The 17,436-nt window shown below is 36.9% G+C and carries 20 protein-coding genes; 15 read left to right on the forward strand and 5 right to left on the reverse strand.

Annotated features, from left to right (window positions below; translation table 11 throughout):
* Positions 1–53 precede the first annotated feature (53 nt).
* The 10 genes from ABMA70_RS12760 (at position 54) to ABMA70_RS12805 (ending at position 8,592) form a co-directional block, all read left to right on the forward strand.
* Complete coding sequence (locus tag ABMA70_RS12760) at positions 54–962, forward strand: ABC transporter ATP-binding protein (protein ID WP_103219221.1); 909 nt, start codon at positions 54–56, stop codon at positions 960–962.
* Positions 955–1,707 carry an ABC transporter permease gene (locus tag ABMA70_RS12765; protein ID WP_103219222.1) on the forward strand — a complete coding sequence of 251 codons (753 nt, stop codon included), beginning with the start codon at positions 955–957 and terminating at the stop codon, positions 1,705–1,707. Before ABMA70_RS12760 ends, ABMA70_RS12765 begins: the two co-directional genes overlap by 8 nt.
* On the forward strand, positions 1,704–3,215 hold the full coding sequence (locus ABMA70_RS12770) for a Gldg family protein (protein WP_392993058.1): 1,512 nt from the start codon (positions 1,704–1,706) through the stop codon (positions 3,213–3,215). The genes ABMA70_RS12765 and ABMA70_RS12770 overlap by 4 nt, the downstream gene beginning before the upstream one ends.
* A complete protein-coding gene (locus ABMA70_RS12775) occupies positions 3,215–3,763 on the forward strand; it encodes a hypothetical protein (protein ID WP_392993055.1) in 549 nt (182 codons plus the stop codon). Before ABMA70_RS12770 ends, ABMA70_RS12775 begins: the two co-directional genes overlap by 1 nt.
* 47 nt (positions 3,764–3,810) lie before the next feature.
* Positions 3,811–4,482: a hypothetical protein gene (locus ABMA70_RS12780; protein WP_103219225.1), complete on the forward strand. Its 672-nt coding sequence runs from the start codon at positions 3,811–3,813 to the stop codon at positions 4,480–4,482.
* Positions 4,483–4,614: 132 nt separating this feature from the next.
* The gene (locus ABMA70_RS12785) at positions 4,615–5,277 is read left to right on the forward strand and encodes a thymidine kinase (protein WP_103219226.1); all 663 of its coding nucleotides are present in this window, start codon (positions 4,615–4,617) and stop codon (positions 5,275–5,277) included.
* Complete coding sequence (locus ABMA70_RS12790) at positions 5,261–6,076, forward strand: uracil phosphoribosyltransferase (RefSeq protein WP_103219227.1); 816 nt, start codon at positions 5,261–5,263, stop codon at positions 6,074–6,076. The genes ABMA70_RS12785 and ABMA70_RS12790 overlap by 17 nt, the downstream gene beginning before the upstream one ends.
* Positions 6,077–6,093: 17 nt before the next feature.
* Positions 6,094–6,606, forward strand: a complete 513-nt coding sequence (gene hpt, locus ABMA70_RS12795; RefSeq protein WP_103219228.1) for a hypoxanthine phosphoribosyltransferase — start codon at positions 6,094–6,096, stop codon at positions 6,604–6,606.
* A complete protein-coding gene (locus ABMA70_RS12800; RefSeq protein ID WP_158246952.1) occupies positions 6,599–7,621 on the forward strand; it encodes a hypothetical protein in 1,023 nt (340 codons plus the stop codon). Before hpt ends, ABMA70_RS12800 begins: the two co-directional genes overlap by 8 nt.
* Positions 7,618–8,592: a hypothetical protein gene (locus ABMA70_RS12805; protein ID WP_103219230.1), complete on the forward strand. Its 975-nt coding sequence runs from the start codon at positions 7,618–7,620 to the stop codon at positions 8,590–8,592. The genes ABMA70_RS12800 and ABMA70_RS12805 overlap by 4 nt, the downstream gene beginning before the upstream one ends.
* Here the strand turns inward: ABMA70_RS12805 and ABMA70_RS12810 are convergent.
* Positions 8,561–9,070: a hypothetical protein gene (locus tag ABMA70_RS12810; protein ID WP_392993051.1), complete on the reverse strand. Its 510-nt coding sequence runs from the start codon at positions 9,068–9,070 to the stop codon at positions 8,561–8,563. The genes ABMA70_RS12805 and ABMA70_RS12810 overlap by 32 nt on opposite strands.
* A 23-nt stretch (positions 9,071–9,093) precedes the next feature.
* Between ABMA70_RS12810 and ABMA70_RS12815 the strand changes: the two genes are divergently transcribed.
* Genes ABMA70_RS12815 through smpB form a run of 5 tightly spaced genes read left to right on the forward strand, consistent with a single transcriptional unit; the run spans position 9,094 to position 13,808 of the window.
* A complete protein-coding gene (locus tag ABMA70_RS12815; protein ID WP_103219232.1) occupies positions 9,094–10,032 on the forward strand; it encodes a calcium/sodium antiporter in 939 nt (312 codons plus the stop codon).
* A 51-nt stretch (positions 10,033–10,083) separates the two neighbouring features.
* Positions 10,084–11,418 carry an HD domain-containing phosphohydrolase gene (locus tag ABMA70_RS12820; RefSeq protein WP_392993047.1) on the forward strand — a complete coding sequence of 445 codons (1,335 nt, stop codon included), beginning with the start codon at positions 10,084–10,086 and terminating at the stop codon, positions 11,416–11,418.
* Between the two features lie 45 nt (positions 11,419–11,463).
* Positions 11,464–12,546 (forward strand): tRNA (adenosine(37)-N6)-threonylcarbamoyltransferase complex transferase subunit TsaD, encoded by a 1,083-nt coding sequence (tsaD, locus tag ABMA70_RS12825; RefSeq protein ID WP_158246953.1) that lies wholly within the window; start codon positions 11,464–11,466, stop codon positions 12,544–12,546.
* A gap of 2 nt (positions 12,547–12,548) precedes the next feature.
* Entirely contained in the window at positions 12,549–13,355 is an 807-nt protein-coding gene (rsmA, locus tag ABMA70_RS12830; protein WP_392993045.1) for a 16S rRNA (adenine(1518)-N(6)/adenine(1519)-N(6))-dimethyltransferase RsmA, read from the forward strand.
* A 3-nt stretch (positions 13,356–13,358) separates the two neighbouring features.
* A complete protein-coding gene (gene smpB / locus ABMA70_RS12835) occupies positions 13,359–13,808 on the forward strand; it encodes an SsrA-binding protein SmpB (RefSeq protein WP_103219236.1) in 450 nt (149 codons plus the stop codon).
* Positions 13,809–13,832: 24 nt separating this feature from the next.
* On the opposite strand, the gene ABMA70_RS12840 is transcribed toward smpB, so the two are convergent.
* From ABMA70_RS12840 to pal, 4 genes are read right to left on the reverse strand one after another with little or no spacing between them, the layout of a single operon-like run.
* The gene (locus tag ABMA70_RS12840; RefSeq protein ID WP_392993043.1) at positions 13,833–15,437 is read right to left on the reverse strand and encodes a multiheme c-type cytochrome; all 1,605 of its coding nucleotides are present in this window, start codon (positions 15,435–15,437) and stop codon (positions 13,833–13,835) included.
* Between the two features lie 8 nt (positions 15,438–15,445).
* On the reverse strand, positions 15,446–16,231 hold the full coding sequence (locus ABMA70_RS12845; protein ID WP_103219238.1) for a tol-pal system YbgF family protein: 786 nt from the start codon (positions 16,229–16,231) through the stop codon (positions 15,446–15,448).
* Between the two features lie 24 nt (positions 16,232–16,255).
* The gene (locus tag ABMA70_RS12850) at positions 16,256–16,567 is read right to left on the reverse strand and encodes a DUF4398 domain-containing protein (RefSeq protein WP_103219239.1); all 312 of its coding nucleotides are present in this window, start codon (positions 16,565–16,567) and stop codon (positions 16,256–16,258) included.
* 10 nt (positions 16,568–16,577) lie between these two features.
* A complete protein-coding gene (pal, locus tag ABMA70_RS12855; RefSeq protein WP_103219240.1) occupies positions 16,578–17,069 on the reverse strand; it encodes a peptidoglycan-associated lipoprotein Pal in 492 nt (163 codons plus the stop codon).
* Between the last annotated feature and the right edge of the window lie 367 nt (positions 17,070–17,436).

The raw sequence follows: 17,436 nt of genomic DNA on the forward strand, positions 1-17,436 counted from the left end.
TTTCATTTTTTGCTAGGATTTTAAAGAAGGATTTTTAATTAAGGACTTATGGAATGAGTGACAATAACCTTGTAGAGTTGTCGGACATTAGAAAAACATTTCCTGGTAAAGATGTTCTCAAAGGGGTGAATCTCACAATTGGTCGCAAAGGAGTTTTAGGATTCCTTGGACCAAATGGTGCAGGTAAGTCGACTCTAATGAAAATCATCCTTGAAGAACAGGAGTATACGGGGGGAAGTCTCGTTAAAGATAGCGAGCTAACGATTGGCTACCTTCCTGAAGAGCCAGCGCTCTATCGCCATATGTGTGTTAGGCCATTTCTAAAATTCGTCCAAGAAATTTATCAAGTTGAAGAAAATATCTATTCAATCGAAGAAGTTATTGAGAAGTGCGGACTTAAAGAAGTTGCTCATCAAAGAATTGAGAATTTATCTAAAGGTTATAAACAAAAAGTAGGGATTGCTGCTGCAATTTGCCACAATCCAAAGCTTCTTGTGCTAGATGAACCACTTGTTGGGCTTGACCCACATGCCATTATTCAAATTAAGGACGTGATTAAGGATCTTTCAAAAGATCACACGATCTTCATTTCTTCTCATCAGTTAAGTGATCTTGCTTCGATTTGTGATGATATTGCAATCCTTAATGAAGGTATCATTGTTGCTCATGGGCCTATAGGTGATATTGAAAAGCAGCTTGAAGTTGATCAAAGAGTTGAAGTTGAGTTTGAATCAGTTGATGAAAATAAGCTTCAAGGCCTAAAAGAGATGGGAATAAGCTTTATTAAAAAGAATGATCTTTATGAGTTTAGCGGACAAACACAAGACAGTGATTTAAGAATTACGCTATCTAAATATTTTGCTCAAAATGATTTAGCTATTTTATCGCAGCAAAATATTAAGGTAGGACTTGAGGATATCTTTAAAAAGCTAACAGCAAAAAAGGAGGGAACTCATGAATAAGAAGCTTCCTCTGTTTAAAGGTATTAAGTTGATTTATAAGAAAGAAATTAGCGAAAGCTTTTCTTCTCCAATTATTTATATCTTTGCGGCCATCTCAAATTTTATTATGTCTGCAATCTTTTACAATAATCTACAAATGGCACCGCAATTAACAAATAAGACAATAGTGGACTTTGTTATTGCACCGACATTTTCAGCACTTAATTTTATTCTTCTCTTCTTTGCTCCAATGCTAACGATGGGAGCCTTTGTGAAGGAGAAGAGAGAAAATACTTTTGGGCTTTTAAAGCTTTCAAATTTAACTGACGATTCAATCTTCTTTGCAAAGTATTTTGCAGCTGCAACGAAGCTTGTTTTCATTACTTTACCTATTTTTATTATTCCACTTTTCTTAGCGCCAAAAGGCTTTAACGACTTTGCCATTTTATTTACAAATATGCTGGGAATTTATGGACTAGGGCTTTGTTACTTAATTGTTGGGCTTAACGCTTCATTATTAAGTCGCTCTTATATTGCATCCATTGTTATTTCATTTGGTGCACTTTTTTCTTTCTTAATTATTTATGCAAGCTCGAATGTTATTGATAATGAAATGATTCAGGCCATGATGAGATACTTTAGTTTTAGCTCACATATCTTCTATTTCGCTAGAGGAGCTGTTTCTAGCTTTGACTTAGTTTATATCCTTTCTTTCGTTGGCTTCTTTAGCTTTATTGGTATTCGAAACTTGGGAGTTAGAAAATGAAGAAAATTACCCTAAGCCTCTGTGCCATTTTTTATCTTATTGCTTGTTTTCTATTTCTTATAATTCCTGAGCATATTTTTTTAGTTGGCGCGACATTTATCATTGCTCTTTGTTTAACTCTTCTAACTTTTTACTTTCATCTTGAAGAAGTTAAAAATTTTGTTAAGAGTACATTTGGAAAAAATCTTCTATCAAACTTTACTGCCTTCTTTCTAATATTTTGTATCCTTGCAGTATTAAACCTAATTGTTTTTAAACGAGGACCAATCTGGGACTTAAGTAAAAGACAATTAAATACTCTTTCTGAACTAACAATTAAAACTGTTAAGAAGATTGATGATAAGGTTGAAATGGTGGTCTTTTCTAATAAAGAATCAAAGAATGCTATTCTTTCACTACTTGAACTTTATAAGAATCAAAATCCTTCACTTGTGACTAAGTTTTATGATCCTGAGTTAAGGCCAGATATGATCGCCCAGTATGGAGTGACAGTTTCTCCTTCAATTGTATTAGCAAAACAAGAAGGTTCAGAACTTAAGAAAGTTGTGGTGACTCGCATTCTTGAATTAGGAATTACTAATGGTCTCATTCGACTTGAAAGAGATAAGGATCCGACTATTTGTTTTAATTATAATGCGAAATTTCAAGACAGTTCTGATAATGGTTTTACAGGACTATTACATGTTCTTAAGCAGTCGGCTTATCGTTTAAATGTAGTTGATCTTTTAAAAGCAAATGAAATTCCCAAGTCTTGTGATGTCTTTACGATCCTTGAGCCAACAAATGATTTCTCAAAAGAAGAAATCTCAAAACTAGAAAATTACTACCTCGATGGTGGTCGAGTTTTTGCAGCGATTATGCCGAATTTCCACGGAGAAAAGCTGGCAAATATAAAGAAATTCTTTTCGGATAACGGACTTAATATTGCAAATGACATCGTGATGGATCCTGTTAATGGACTTGAGTCATCAAAAGGGACTGCGCCGATTATTTCTCGCTACGATTCTCTAAATATAAATTCAGACTTTACTGAGAGAGTTTTCTTTCCGCTTGTTTCGTCCATAACTTCAACTCTACCACAAGAAGAGAAGGGAAGTTTCCACGCCCTGGCAACTTCGACGCCTGAAGGCTGGGCAGAGAAGAAGATGATTTCTGTTATCGCTGGGGATGTAAAAAAAGATAGTGAGGATATTGAAGGACCTATTGATATGGCCGCGGCCATTACAAGAGATGGAGTTCCTGCAATTGTTGCTATTGGAAACTCTGCCTTTATTTCAAATAAGTTCTTTAGTTATCAAAGTAATTTTAAATATGTATCAAATCTTTATCACTGGTTATCAGGTCAAGGACAACTGACTTCTCTACACTCAGTCGTATTTAAAGAAATTCCACTTTTAGTTTCAGATATTGAAAAGAAAGTGATTTTTTATTTCTCTATTGTTGTTCTACCTCTTGTTTATCTTGTGATCGCTCTAGTTCTTTACCAGAGAAGGAAGTTTGCAGCTTAATGAAGAATCGTTATCTCTTTGTCATATTAGTTCTTTCTATTTTTGCAGCGTATTTCTTAGTTGAAAAAGATGAGCAAAAGGAAGTTGCCTTAATAACTCAGAAAAGAAATATTCTTAGCTTCTCTACTTATGGAAAGATTAAATCTATTACTGTTGCTGGAAATACAATTGAGATAAAAGAAGCAATTGAAGATAATCTTAACCTTTTCTATGATGAATTACAGAAGCTGAAAGTTGATCGCATCCTTGAAAGTGATGAAGTAGACGAGAATCTTTTAAAATTTGATGGGGCAGAGACTATCACATTTAATTTTACTAGCGGAAAAGCTGTCAGCTTCTTAGTGGGAAAGAAGATTGAATTAAATCAGTCTTTTTATATGGCCGTAATAGATGGACAAAAGTCGACATGGCTTATTGCTCGCTTCGAAACAGCTTTTCCAGCAGATGCTAACGATAAGAATCGCGATCGCTCAAGTATTCCTTATGAGAAATTTCGTGAAGTTTTACAAACACCTAAAGAGTTTTTTTATACTAAACTTAAAGAGTAGGTCATTGCCTAGTTTCAATTTATGAGGAACTCGATTAAAATAGAGACGTGCTAGAAATATATATTCAATACATTAAATTTCTTCTTTATCCGAAACTTGTGAACTCTAATATAGCTCACCACAGGTTAGAGATAGAACGCATCAAAGAAGCGAGGCTTTTTGAGATCGTTAAAGAGGAGAGTGAGCGTGGAGTTAATTTAAAGTTTGCAGACTTCGCTCTAGCTTCATGGCCCTTTGTTTTCATTTATGGACTATACTCTCTTGCACAAATTCATATTGGAATAAATCTTGCGGGGAAAATGGCCGAAGATGGCTTCTTGCCAGCAATCTTTTCTTCAAGTGAATTTCAACAGAAGCTTTTTCTCTTTTCGACACTTTTTAAAGTCGTCTTCTTTCCACTTTCTGCTTGGGTATTTGTTAAGTTCTGGCGTTTAATTATCACAATGTTTGCAAGTCTATTCGATAAAGACCTAAAGGATATTGAGTTAGAAGATGTGATAGCAGGTGCGTTAGTTGGGAATTTCTTCTTAATCATCCCAATTTTTGGAGATTTTTTAAAATTTATTTCTCAAGTGATCTACTTGTACTTTGGACTGCGTTATAATCTGCAATTCTCATTTGTGCAGAGCTTCTTCATCCTTATGTCTCCGTTATTACTCATCGTGGGCTTCATGCTCTTTATGGTGATGTACCTAACGCTCATGATAAGCTTTATTTAGTCTTTACGCGTTGAGCGCATTGCCTTCCTTTTTTGAAAGAAGATGTAAGTGGCCTAAAACTGGCCCGGCCGTCATAATAGAATTTAGAGACACAACACAAAAAAAATCTGACATTAAGAGGAGTTTAAGTCAATGTACGCAAGTCACGCACACGCAACTGGTGGCATTGAAGTCGTATGCGGCCCAATGTTTTCTGGAAAAACGGAAGAACTTATCCGTCGAGTAACTAGAGCACAAATTGCTCGTCAAAAAGTTCAAATTTTCAAGCCTGTTATTGATGATCGCTATCACAAGACAAATGTCGTAAGTCACTCGTCACGTCATGTGGAAGCTGAGCCTGTCAAAGACGCAGTTGAAATCTTACAGAAGGTTTATGATTCAACTCGTATCGTGGCAATTGATGAGGTTCAATTCTTTGATGCAACAATTATCAAAGTTGTTTCAAAGTTAGCACGTCGTGGTATTCGCGTTATCTGTGCTGGTCTTGATCAAGATTTCAAATCAAAGCCATTTGGTCCAATGCCTGAGCTTTTATGTATTGCTGATGATGTTATGAAGATTCAAGCGATTTGTACTGTTTGTGGCGCACCTGCTTCGAAGTCTTACAGACTACCATCTGACAATAATAAAACAGTATTAGTAGGTGAGGCCGATCTTTACGAAGCTCGTTGTCGTGCTCACTTCGATTACTACGAAGAAGATGAAGATGTTAAGGCATTTTCGATTTCACTTGGAGGCCTAAAAGAGGTAAACTCTAATGGCGAGGTGAAATTGAACAATGAAAACACAATCTAAAAATTCGAACCAATATAAAATTAGTCAAATCGAACATAAGTATGGAGAGAATGTTTTTATTCTCTCCAATCCTCTTGCTGAAAGTTTACTTGCACGCTTCTCAAGCGAAGGTGTTATTCAGCCAGAATTAAATCACTTAATTCATAAACTCTATTTCATTTTATTAGAATCTGTTTTAGGAAACTCGTTTCCTAAAGAAGTTGTGGAAGTGCGCTCTCGTATGGCCGGATTAACAGAGAAGGCCATCTTTAAACAAGAGGTGATAAAAAGGGAACAGCCAGTTCTTTGTGTAGACCTTGCTCGCGCGGGAACTTTTCCAAGTCATATCTGTTTTGAGAATTTAAATTACTTTTTAAATCCTGAACTAATTCGCCAAGACCATTTCTATGTTCAGCGCAAAGTCGATGAGAATGAGCAGGTCATTGGTGTTGATGTTTCGGGCTCAAAAATTGGTGGTGGCCAAGAAAATGCAATTGTTCTGCTTCCTGATCCAATGGGAGCAACTGGTGGCTCAATGTCGTTTGCCGTTGGTCATTATAAAGACAAAGTTAAAGGGCGTGCACTTAAGTATATTTCACTTAATCTTATCGTAACTCCTGAGTATATTAAGAGAATGCAAAAAGATCATCCAGATGTTGAAATCTATGCTCTTAGACTTGATCGTGGGCTATCTCCAGATCATGTTCTTAAAACAATTCCAGGAACACTGTGGGATGAAGAAGTTGGGCTTACTGGAAAGCAATATATTGTTCCGGGCGCAGGTGGCGTTGGGGAAATTTTAAATAATTCATTTGTATAGGAATTGGGGAAGAATTCATGGCAATCGAAACTTATTTTTCTGAAGAGAAAATTAACGAAAGAATCAAAGAGCTTGCAACTAAGATTGATTCAGACTTTCAAGGTGAGGAAGTTGTGATCATTGGCGTGCTTAACGGAGCCTTCGTTTTTGTGGCCGATCTAATTCGCCAAATGAGTTCTCCTGTATATTTTGACTTCATTGGAGCAAGTTCTTACAAAGGGACCGAAAGTACTGGAAAGGTTTCCATTACAAAAGATATTAAAGTCGATATCAAAGATAAGAATGTTATTCTTGTTGAAGATATCGTGGACACAGGTCTTACAATTAGTGAGCTAACGAAAATGTTAAAAGAAAGAGGACCTAAGACAATTAAGCTAGCGACTCTTTTACATAAGAAAGTAAAAACACAACACGAAGTTCAAATTGATTACCTCGGCTTTGAAATTGAGGATAAATTTGTTATCGGCTATGGGCTTGACTTTGATGGCCGCTACCGAGAGCTTCCGTTTATTGGAATTTATAATGGATAATATGATTGCCAAGGCCGAAGGATCGGTTCGCGTTGACCTTCTTGGTGGAACTCTTGATATTGTTCCACTAAATCAGGTCTTAAGACATACAATTACTCTTAATCTTGCAACTTCTCTTAAGGCCAAGGTTAAGGTTGAAGAAATAGAATTTGAGGGTGTTGAGTTTGTTTCAGTTGATTACGATTCGGTAACAAGACACTCTAGCGTAGAATTCACATACGAAGACTTTGATAGTGATACATTTGGAGCTTTATCTTTTCTGGCCCAAATTCTTCATCACTTTAAATTAACTAGTGGTATTCGTTTAACGACAGAGTCTGGTTCTCCTCCGGGGGCAGGCCTTGGTGGTTCGTCTTCTATGGGAGTAACTGTTTATAAGGCCCTGTGTGACTATTGTGGAGTTGAGTTTCATCGCCAAACTGCGATTAATACAGTTCAAAATATTGAGGCCAAGATTTTAAATAAGGGCCCTTGTGGGTATCAGGATTATTATCCTGCTCTTTATGGTGGCGTACTTGCTCTAAAGGCGACAAATAGTTGTATTGAAGTTGAGCAGCTCTACAATGAAGAATTTAAGAGCTTTGTGGAGTCACACTTAACACTTGTGTATTCAGGACAACTTAGACTTTCGGCCATTAATAATTGGCAAGTTTATAAAGACTTCTTTGATAATCAAAATGGTGTAAGAGAAGGGCTTGGAAAAATTCGTGATTTAACTTTTAGCGCATACAATGCAATTCGAAATGGTGAGTACGATGACTTTCTTGGAATGCTTTGCCAAGAGGGTGCGCAAAGAGAAAAGTTATTTTCGGGTATTGTTACAGATGATATGCGAGATATTTATAATAAACTTCGTGAAAAAGACTTGGTTATTGGAATGAAGGTTTGTGGAGCTGGCGGAGGCGGATGTTTCTTACTGGCACATGGCCCTCAGCATAAGTCCCAGGTTTTAAAAGAACTAGCACGTGTAAAAGATATGCAAGTGTTAGAGTTTAGTGTTGAGAAACCGCTATGAATTTAAGCTTCAATCGTGTTGCAGGACTATCAATGAAAGGTGGACGAAGAGATAATTTCTTCTTCTGTCTTCTTGATCATCACGAGGGGAGCGGACGCTGGTTTTTAAAATCAATTCTACATGTAAAAGATGAAGTTCGTGATGAAGACGTTGAGGATGGTGATGATATCCTCAATCAGTGGATAGATAAGTATAATCTTAAGCACGTTATTATCGACTTTCCATTATCGAAGCCTCCTTGTCATAACTGTGACCTTAAGTGTCCAGGTGTTGCAAAATGCCCAGTTGGCGATGTGAAGCAGGTTCGTGAAGATATTGCATCGATCTTAGAGATGGATCGAAAGATGGAAGAGGAAAATCCAAAAGAGTATGAGCGAAGGAGAAATTTTGAAGACCTCACTCATTTTGATCGCGATACATTTGTAAAAGAGTCTAATGATTTCATGCTTTCGAAGTCTTTTAAGAGAAGATTAAAGAAAGGCTTTATTCCTTACTGGAATCGCTCTCTTGATTTTTGGATATGGTGCTCTTATCACGATCAGCTATTAGAGCTCTTCAATACAACTTTTGATTCATTTGGAAATACATCTCTTATGATGCTTTCACGCTTCTCATATATGAAGAGACACTTTCCTGAAGAGTGCCAATTCTATGAAGGACATGTAAACCTCATTCTATTAGAGCTTTTAAAGAGTCGCATTGTCCTTAAAAAAAATATCGTCAATTTAACGGATCTTGATCTTGGAGTTGAGGCACGCCTTGATATCGTTAAAAAGATTGAGAATAAATTGGGAATCTTTATTTACGATAATGATCTTGAAGTTATTGTAAAAAATGTAAGGGCCTTTGACTCATTCTTACTTGCAGTTTGTGGATTGCAAAAAGCAAAGGGACAAGCTCGCAGTATGCCAGATTGGACTCTTCCTCACTTAACAAATTTTATTCTTCCTTCATTTGATCCACGTGCTTAAAGCCTAGTGCATTAAATAAAAGTAAAACCCCTGGAATCATAAACATGGCCACTCTTGGAGTATCAAGATTAAAGAGCGCTATAGAGATCATAAGCACGCCACCTGTCCATGAATAGAGTTTGATATAACTCTGTGCAAACTTTTTATTATAGAGGCGAAAGATATAAATAATTAGGTGAATAATTAAGTAGACACAAATAATTGAGATCACCGTATGGACCATTAATTGGATAACTTGATCTTGAAAGTGAGGATCTTTTATTCCATTTGCAATATTCGGATCAACAAGCCTTAGTGATTGATAAGCAATCTTAAAGCTTTCTCGATAGGTTTGCGGATTTGCGTAAACTAAATAAAGATAAAAAGCGACAAAAGCATCTGCAATCATACATGTCGAAATACTTAGAAATTTGAATTTCTTTTTGCTAAACTTAGAAAAAATATTTTTTAGAAATGAAGAGTTATTTGAATTAGTCATAAGCTAATTATTGGAAATAAAATATGGTTTTACAAGTTGTGTTATTAATTCTTGCTATTGTTATGCTTTACTATGGTGCAGAGTTCGCTCTGGAGTCAGCTGAAAAGATTGGACTTGCTCTAGGGTTATCACCACTTGTTATCGGTTTATTAATTGTGGGCTTTGGGACTTCGCTTCCGGAATTCTTCGTTTCTCAACTTGCAAGTTATCGCGGTGAGCCGGGAATTGCTCTGGGAAATATTGTCGGCTCTAATATTGCCAACCTTTTTCTAATTCTTGGTGTATCTGGATTAATGGGACGTCTTTTCATCTCTGGAACAGAAATCAAGAAACAACTTCTTCTACACCTAGCACTTACAGTAATTCTTGGGATCGTTCTTCTACAAGATCAAATCTACTGGTGGGGAAGTGCTCTACTAATTGGTTTTATGCTTTTCTATCTATGGGACACATTTGCTTCGATGAAAAAAGAGCGTGCTCACCTAGGTAATCAAGAACAGCCTCATCACATGGATGAGAAAATAGGGCCAAAAGAAATCATTCACCTTTTTGCTGGCTTTGCCCTTTTATATGGAGGGGGAGAGTTACTGGTTAAAAGTGGAACAGCTGTTGCTCTTGAGTTTGGAATTTCAAATTATGTTATTTCGGCAATTTTCGTTGCCTTTGGTACTTCATTCCCTGAACTGGTTACGGCAATCATGACAAGTCGTAAGGGAAAGAACTCGGATATCATTACAGGAAATATTATCGGTTCAAATATTTTCAATGCGGCTTTTGTTTTAGGTAGTTTAGTGTTCTATAAAATCAAGATTGCGGAAAACTTTATACCGGAGATGTCCGCTCTACTATTTGCTTCACTATTTTTACTAGCAATCTGTTTTGCAAAAAGGGCCTTTTACCGCATCGCTGGTGGAGTTTTTCTGGCCTGCTATATTGCCATGGTCCTATACTGGGTTCGTTAAAGCACAAAGTTCCTTCTAGTTTATAAACATGGAAGTGTTAAAATAACTCCTATGAGCTTTAACGTACTAGTGGCCGAACCAGATTTTGAACTAAGTGATATTTATGTCTTGGGTATTGAAAATGCATTTCAAGGTGTAAACGTCATTCGTGTTTCAAACTTTCGCGAATTAAAATTAAAGCTTCAATCATCAAAAGATTATAAATTAATTGTCACAGACTATTTTAGAGAAGGTGATGATGATATCTTCTCATTCTATGATTCAATTGATTGTAATATCCCATCTCTTGTCATTACTTCATACACTGAAGCAGAGTTTGTTAACTTTGAAAGAGATGTAACTTATCATAAGAAAAGAGAACATCTACCAAAGCCATTTTCATTTGTTAAATTTGAAAAGCTTCTAACTCAATTAGGTGGTGTTTCTACTTTTGTTCAATCAAGTAGTGCATATAAGAAAATTAATACAGAGTACTTCTTAAGAGGAACTCTGGCCATTTGTGATACATACGTAAAGCTTAGTGACTCTAAATTCGTAAAGGTTATTCACCGCGGAGACACATTTACGATTTCACAAATTGAGAGCTATCTTGATCGCGATATAAACTACCTCTATATCAACAAAGACGATATCGATGAGTACGTTAAGAAAGCAGGAGAGGTTTCATTTTTAAAGTATGATCCCTCAACTCCAGCAGAGCATCTTGATATAGCTCAAAAGTCCATGATGACTCTAAAGCGCCTCGTTGGCCGCTATGGAATTAGCACAGGAACCTCTACTGTTGTTGATAGCTATGTTTCAAATATTTCAAAACTTGCGCAGGGAAGTCCAAAACTTCGAAACCTTTTAAAAGAGCGCGAGAATATGACAAATTATCTCTACGATCATTGTTATCTAACAAGCCTCTTTGCCGTTGAAATTTCAAAGCAACTAGAGTGGGGGAAGAAAGATAATATTGAAACTCTTATTCGAACAGCTGTCTTTCATGATCTTCTACTTGAAGATGAGGCCCTTGCTCGTATTTCGTCACAAGAAGAACTACTTAAGGCCGAGCTTACAGATTATGATAAGAACCTTGTCCTTGGGCACGGGCGCTTAATTAGTGAGATGCTTGAGAAGGAAGGGCTGGCAGATCAGAATATGTATGAGATTCTGATTAACCACCATGAAAGGCCAGATGGGTCCGGATTTCCTCGTGGACTTTATGCGAATCAGATTAAGCCACTAACGGCCGTCTTTATTGTTGCCCATGAACTTGCTAAGCAAATTGAGCTTCGAAACTACAATCTCGACGAAAGCCGTACTATTTATCAGTACTTAGCGGATAATTTCGGGCGCGATCACTTTGAAAAAATCATCAAAATTGTCGATAAAATCTTAAAATAATGATAGGGTGCATCTTATTATTTAATCGTAAGAACGGAATATTTCGTGGCCACTAAATATATTTTAGGTATTGAAACAAGTTGTGATGATACATCAGTAGCAGTTCTAAAGGGAGATCCTGATAAGATTTCTCAAGGTGAAGTGCCTGAGGTGTTGGCCTTTGAGCTATTTTCTCAAGAACAAATGCTCGCCCAATGGGGTGGAGTTGTTCCAGAAATTGCCTCTCGAAATCATCTTGAAAAATTAGCACCTCTTATCAAGCAAACAATTGGTAAGGCCGGTGTAAACCTTTCTGATATTGATCTTGTTGGTGTGACGACTTTCCCTGGACTGCTAGGGCCATTACTTACAGGACTTAATGCTGCTAAGACAATTTCTCTTTTAAAGAAAGTTGATCTCTTTGCAGTAAACCATCTCTTTGCTCACCTGGAAGCAATCCACTTAACAGAAAAAGTCTCATATCCATACTTAGGACTTCTCGTAAGTGGAGGCCACAGCCTCTACACACTTGTGAGCGCAAGTGATGAGATTGAAGTTCTTGGCTCAACAATTGATGACGCCGCTGGTGAAGCATATGACAAAGGTGGAAAGCTAATGGGGCTAGGCTATCCTGCTGGTCGCATTATTGATGATCTTGCAAAAGAAGGTGATATTAATCGCTTTGAGTTTCCAATTGGGCTTAAGACATCAAAAGATTGTAACTTAAGCTTCTCTGGTGTGAAGACATCTTTAAGAACCTTCCTCGATAAGAATCCTCAGTATCTTGTAAAGTCGCCAGAAGATATTAATCAAGATACAAAAGATATTTGTGCTTCTTATCAGCATGCTATCGTTTCAGCTCTTAAACTTAAGCTACGTTATGCACTTGAAGCTGCAAAAGAGAAGGGATTTAATAATCTTCCAATTGTTGTTGGTGGTGGAGTTGCTTGTAATAGCTATCTTAGAAAAGTGTTGCAAGAAAAGTATAAGCAGGTACATTTTGTACAGCCGAAATTTTGTACCGACAATGGTGCAATGATCGCTAATTATGCTTTTAGAAACTATAATAGTCGTATCCAGTATCCTGATACACTGAGTATCGATGCCAGATCACGATTTATTAATAAGAAAGAACATAGGAAGGCCTAATCATGGAAGAATCAAAATCAAAACTACCTTGGGCCAATAAAGAACTCGGTCAGCACTTTTTAAATAATCAAAATATTATTACTAAAATTACAGATGATTATGCAGATGTTGCAAAGAATATCATCGAAGTTGGACCTGGTCCTGGAATCCTAACAAAGCATCTTGCTGCTCATGATGGCAATCTTAACGTTGTTGAAATGGATACTCGTATGATCGAATATCTTGGACCAATCGTTAAAGAAGAAAATATTCTTTTCACAGATGCCCTTGCGCTAGATTTTGATCAATTTATTAGCGATAAGAATATTAGTGACGAGTTATGGCTGGTTTCAAACCTACCATATAATATCTCGACACCACTTCTTTTAAAATTTCTACAAACACCAGCGATTAAGTATATGACGCTGATGTTTCAAAAAGAAGTTGCTGATAAGGTTTTTGCCTTTGCTTCAAAGAAGAATTTCATGGGGTCTTTAATGGCCCTGTCACAAACATATTTTAAGACATCTTTGCTTGTAAAAGCGCCTCCAGGTGCCTTTACACCTCCGCCAAAGGTTGACTCAGCTGTAATTAGCTTTGAGCGCCTGGAGAGTCCAGTGATTCCTCTGTCTGAATTTAGTAAATTTGAGAAATTCTTAAGAGCTGTCTTTCAATTTAAGAGAAAACAGCTTGGAAAAGTTCTTAAAACCTATGCTCCAGCAGATAAGATTGCCGAGGCCCTGGCCAAAATCAATCAGCCTTTGACAGTTAGAGCAGAAGCGCTAAAATTAGAGGACCTTCAAAATTTATATAAGTATCTAAATGAGTAAATAATGGGAAAGAAAATAATCGCCAAAAATAAAAGAGCAAAGTTCGACTATCAAATACTTGAACTTTACGAAGCAGGAATGATGTTAGTGGGAACTGAGGTTAAGTCTTTGCGCGCTGGAAAAGTCTCAATTGGTGAGTCCCATATTACAATTGATAAGAACGGCGAAGTTTGGGCCAATAATATCAAAATCCCTGAATACGAATTTGGAAATCAATTCAATCACGAAGAGGCGAGAAAGAGAAAACTTCTTTTAAATGAGAAGGAAATTGCTGAAATCGCTCACCGTGTGAAGGCCGAAAGGCTTACGATTGTTCCAACGATCATCTATTTTAAAGGCTCACGTGTTAAGCTTGAAATTGCTCTTGCAAAAGGGAAGAAGCTTCATGATAAGAGATCTGATCAGCAGAAAAAAGATGTTGAGAAGAAGCTAAGAAAAGGGGACTATCAGTAAGAAACTGAAGTCCCCGTCGTATTTTTAGTGTGTCATTTTTTGATACATTTTATCGAAGTACTCGTCATTTATTCCAGAATAAATTCCATCGCGATCTTTCTTATACCACTCTGGTGATTGGTCACTAGTGTGACAACCAAGACATTTATTCTTAATGGCCGCTTTTGTATGGGCCTTTTTTTGTGTCTCATCTTCAATGGCAAATGGGTGATCTGTTACCATCGAGTGGCAGTTTAGACACTGAACATTAGCAAATGAGTGCTCCACATTGTGTTTCTCATTGGCCTTATCCCATGCAACGCGAATTGATTTAACTTTCTTAGCATCGAGTTTACGAACAGAAGTAACACCACTAAAGGCCTTTGATACATCCTGCCAGTACTTTTGTTTGTGAGCATTAAATTTGGCATCACTTGTTTTTAAATCTTTAAAGTGCACGATATCGTTGTGGTTGATATAGCCACCTTCTTCATTCATTCCAAGAGAGTGACACTGCATACAGCTCGTTTTATTCTCTTCTTTGGCAATCATAAGAGTTCCAAAAGAAATCGCGTGAGGTGTCTTGGCCCAGTGATCACCTTGATCTGAGTGACACTCAAGACAGCTTTTTGTATCGGCAAGCTTTTTAATACCGCTATCAGCAAAGCTTAGGCTTTTTTGTTCTTTATCGCGAATGCTATCAAGCTCTTGTTTGTGATTATTGATATAGCTTGTAAAAGGGTTATTTGGAATCCTCTCTCCTAACTGCTCACGCATTTCATGGTAAGAGAATTCTTTTTCAATTTTTTCAGTCCCTGCAGAGAAGGCGACTTCTCCGATATAGTGGTTCTTTGAGAGAACTTGAACGATTTGTGTTGTACCAACGTCAATAGAGTAATTTGTAAAACTTTGTGAGTGTGAACCAATTATCCAATCGATCATCGGGTATGTTTCAGCAAATTTCTTATCGTAATCAAGTCCAGCATGGGACATGAGAACTAGTTTATGGAGTGGATTCTTATCATCAAAGCCAGCTTCTTTTAGCGTTGTTAATGTATTTTTAAAGTTTTTAACTGGATTGATAAATAGATCTCTAAACTCTGATTGCAAGCTTCCGGCCGCCACGATTCCTGTTAGAAAGATTGTGCTCTTTCCAAATTGAATCTTTGCATATTCTTGGTGGGGTAGGGACTTCTTATCAGCAAGGTTTGAAACGAGAACTTTAAAACTTACTTGTGAAAGTACTTCTTTGTAGAAATCAAGTCCAGCAGCTAGATCCTGATCTCCTGGGATTGTGTATTTAAGCCCAAGTTTATCTAATCCTTTTGCAAGTGATAAGGCCGCAAATTTCTGAGACTTTTCAATATGGCCAGGAACAACTGATGAAGGAAAGAGCATATCACCAGTGTCAATATAGAGGTATTGATGATCCTTTTTAAAATCACTCATAAAGCCTGCAACTTGCGGAAGACCTCCTAATGGAAATTGGCGGCATCCACATGGGTGAGTCTCTCCAGAGATTGAGTGAGAGAAGAGGATTGAAAATTTTGGTCCTTCAATTTTTAACTCTTCACTGTCGCGATCCAGGTCAATAATACTTTGACACGAAAGTGCGAAAGTTAAGCTTAGGAGTCCTAAAATTTTTTTCATGCTATTCCTTATTTTTTGTAGCTTGCTAATAACTTTTTAGCAGTAGGGACGTGGCGACTTTTTGGGAATGACTTAAGCATCTCCTCAAGTGTCACAACTGCTTGTTCGGCTTGGCCTTGTCTTTTAAAAGTTCTGGCCAAATAAACTAGTCCATTAGCATTGTAAGCAGACGAAGGCATTGATGTATAAAGAGTTGAAAAGTATGTGACAGCATCGTCATTTCTTTTTTGGATATACGAGATCATTCCTAGATTGTGAATGATACGACCTCTTCTTTTACCTTTGATTTTATTTTCATTATAGAGTTTTTCAAGAATAGGACGAGCTTCGCTGTATTTACCTTTTCCATAAAGAAACATGGCCTGATCATAAGGTGAGCGACTTTTTGCTTTCGCTATCTCTTTTCTTTCAGTTTCTTTTTTTTTTAGGAGTGCTAATACTTCCTTGATGAACTTATCTTGTTCTTCAATCTTAGCTGTAAGCTTTGTTACCTCATCAGTTAAGACAGTATTCTGTTCTTCTAGTTTTAGAAGTTTTTGATCAACTGTTTCTAGCTTTTGATCCTTACCGTTTGTGTACTCTTCAAGTTGTCCTTGAAATTGAAGAACGCTATCTTGTAGCTCTTGTACTTTTGAGAGTGAATCAGCATTAAGCTTTTGATTCTGTTGCATTTGCACAGACATCGTATTGATCTTTTGTTCGCGCTCAATTTGTTCTTGTGTTTTACAAGATGTCATTGAAGCACCCATTAAAATTGTTAATGTAATCGTTGTAAGTAGGGAAGGTTTCTTCATGAGAAATTCTCCGAATAAGATATATTAAATGCTATCGAGAGTTTTCTTACGATATGCCTTGAACTCGGCCTTTTCTGAGAATTGCTTAGATAGAATGGCGTACTTCTTAGCTTTGTTAAAGAATTTTCTCTTGTAGCTTGATTTTGCTTTTAAGTAGTAGAATTCGGCTTTTCGGTAAAGGTTAGGGGCGAGTGTTTGTCCGCCAGCTTCCTTGGCCGCAAGGAAAGCAACCTGTGCATAAGTCATTTCTAACTTCGGGCGTACGGTCGTTAGACCGCAGCTACCCAAAGATAGAAGTAAAATTAAAAATGTGATTTTATTTTTTAATTCTTTCATTTTTTAAAGATTACTTAGCAATAATTACGAAGTTTCCTCTTCTGTTTTGTGACCAAGAATCTTCATTGTGACCAAATGAAATTGGTCTTTCTTTACCGTAAGAAGTAGTAGAGATTCTTGAAGCATCAACACCAAGAGCTACTAGGTAGTTCTTAATTGCACGTGCACGGTTTTCACCAAGTGCCATGTTGTACTCACGTCCACCTCTTTCATCAGCGTGACCTTCTACTTGTACTTCAACAGAAGTATTTCCTTTAAGGAAGTCAGCGTTTGCTTCAAGAGTTGCTTTAGTTGATGAGCTAAGTCCTGATGAATTAAATGCAAAATAAACAGTTCTTAGTGCACCAGCTTTACCTGAATCTGAGTCACCATTCACTTCAAGAGAAGCATTGCTGTAATCAACAGATTCTACAGAAGTTGTGTCATCAGTTTTTGATGATGAACCACATGAAGTCATAACTAGTGCAGAACCTAAAAGTAATAGTGTAAAAAGCTTTTTCATTTGTTCCCCCTTTCCATTTTATGTAGAGATTTTATTGTTATCTGGAAAATAGCTATACCTATAAAGTATATAATAAATTTAGGTGTTTAGATACCGGCAGAAAAGGAGATTTCACTAGAGTAATTTGCTCGGGTTATTAAAAACCCATACTTGATTGACTTTATCTTTTGAAAAATGTCTTTTTCCAAAATAAGGAAATCTTCAAATAATTGCCAAGTATTTAAGTAAAGAAAAAGTAAAGTTTAACAAGAGCTATTTACAATGTGATTCGCTCAAAATAATGTTTATTTGAGGTTATTGAAAAGTCCTTATCTTGTGTGTAAAAGCCTGGCCGCCGTCTTTTCCTGTCTCTGCTTAAGTTGCGGCC

It is taken from the genome of Halobacteriovorax sp. XZX-3 (assembly GCF_043196495.1).
GTDB lineage: Bacteria > Bdellovibrionota > Bacteriovoracia > Bacteriovoracales > Bacteriovoracaceae > Halobacteriovorax_A.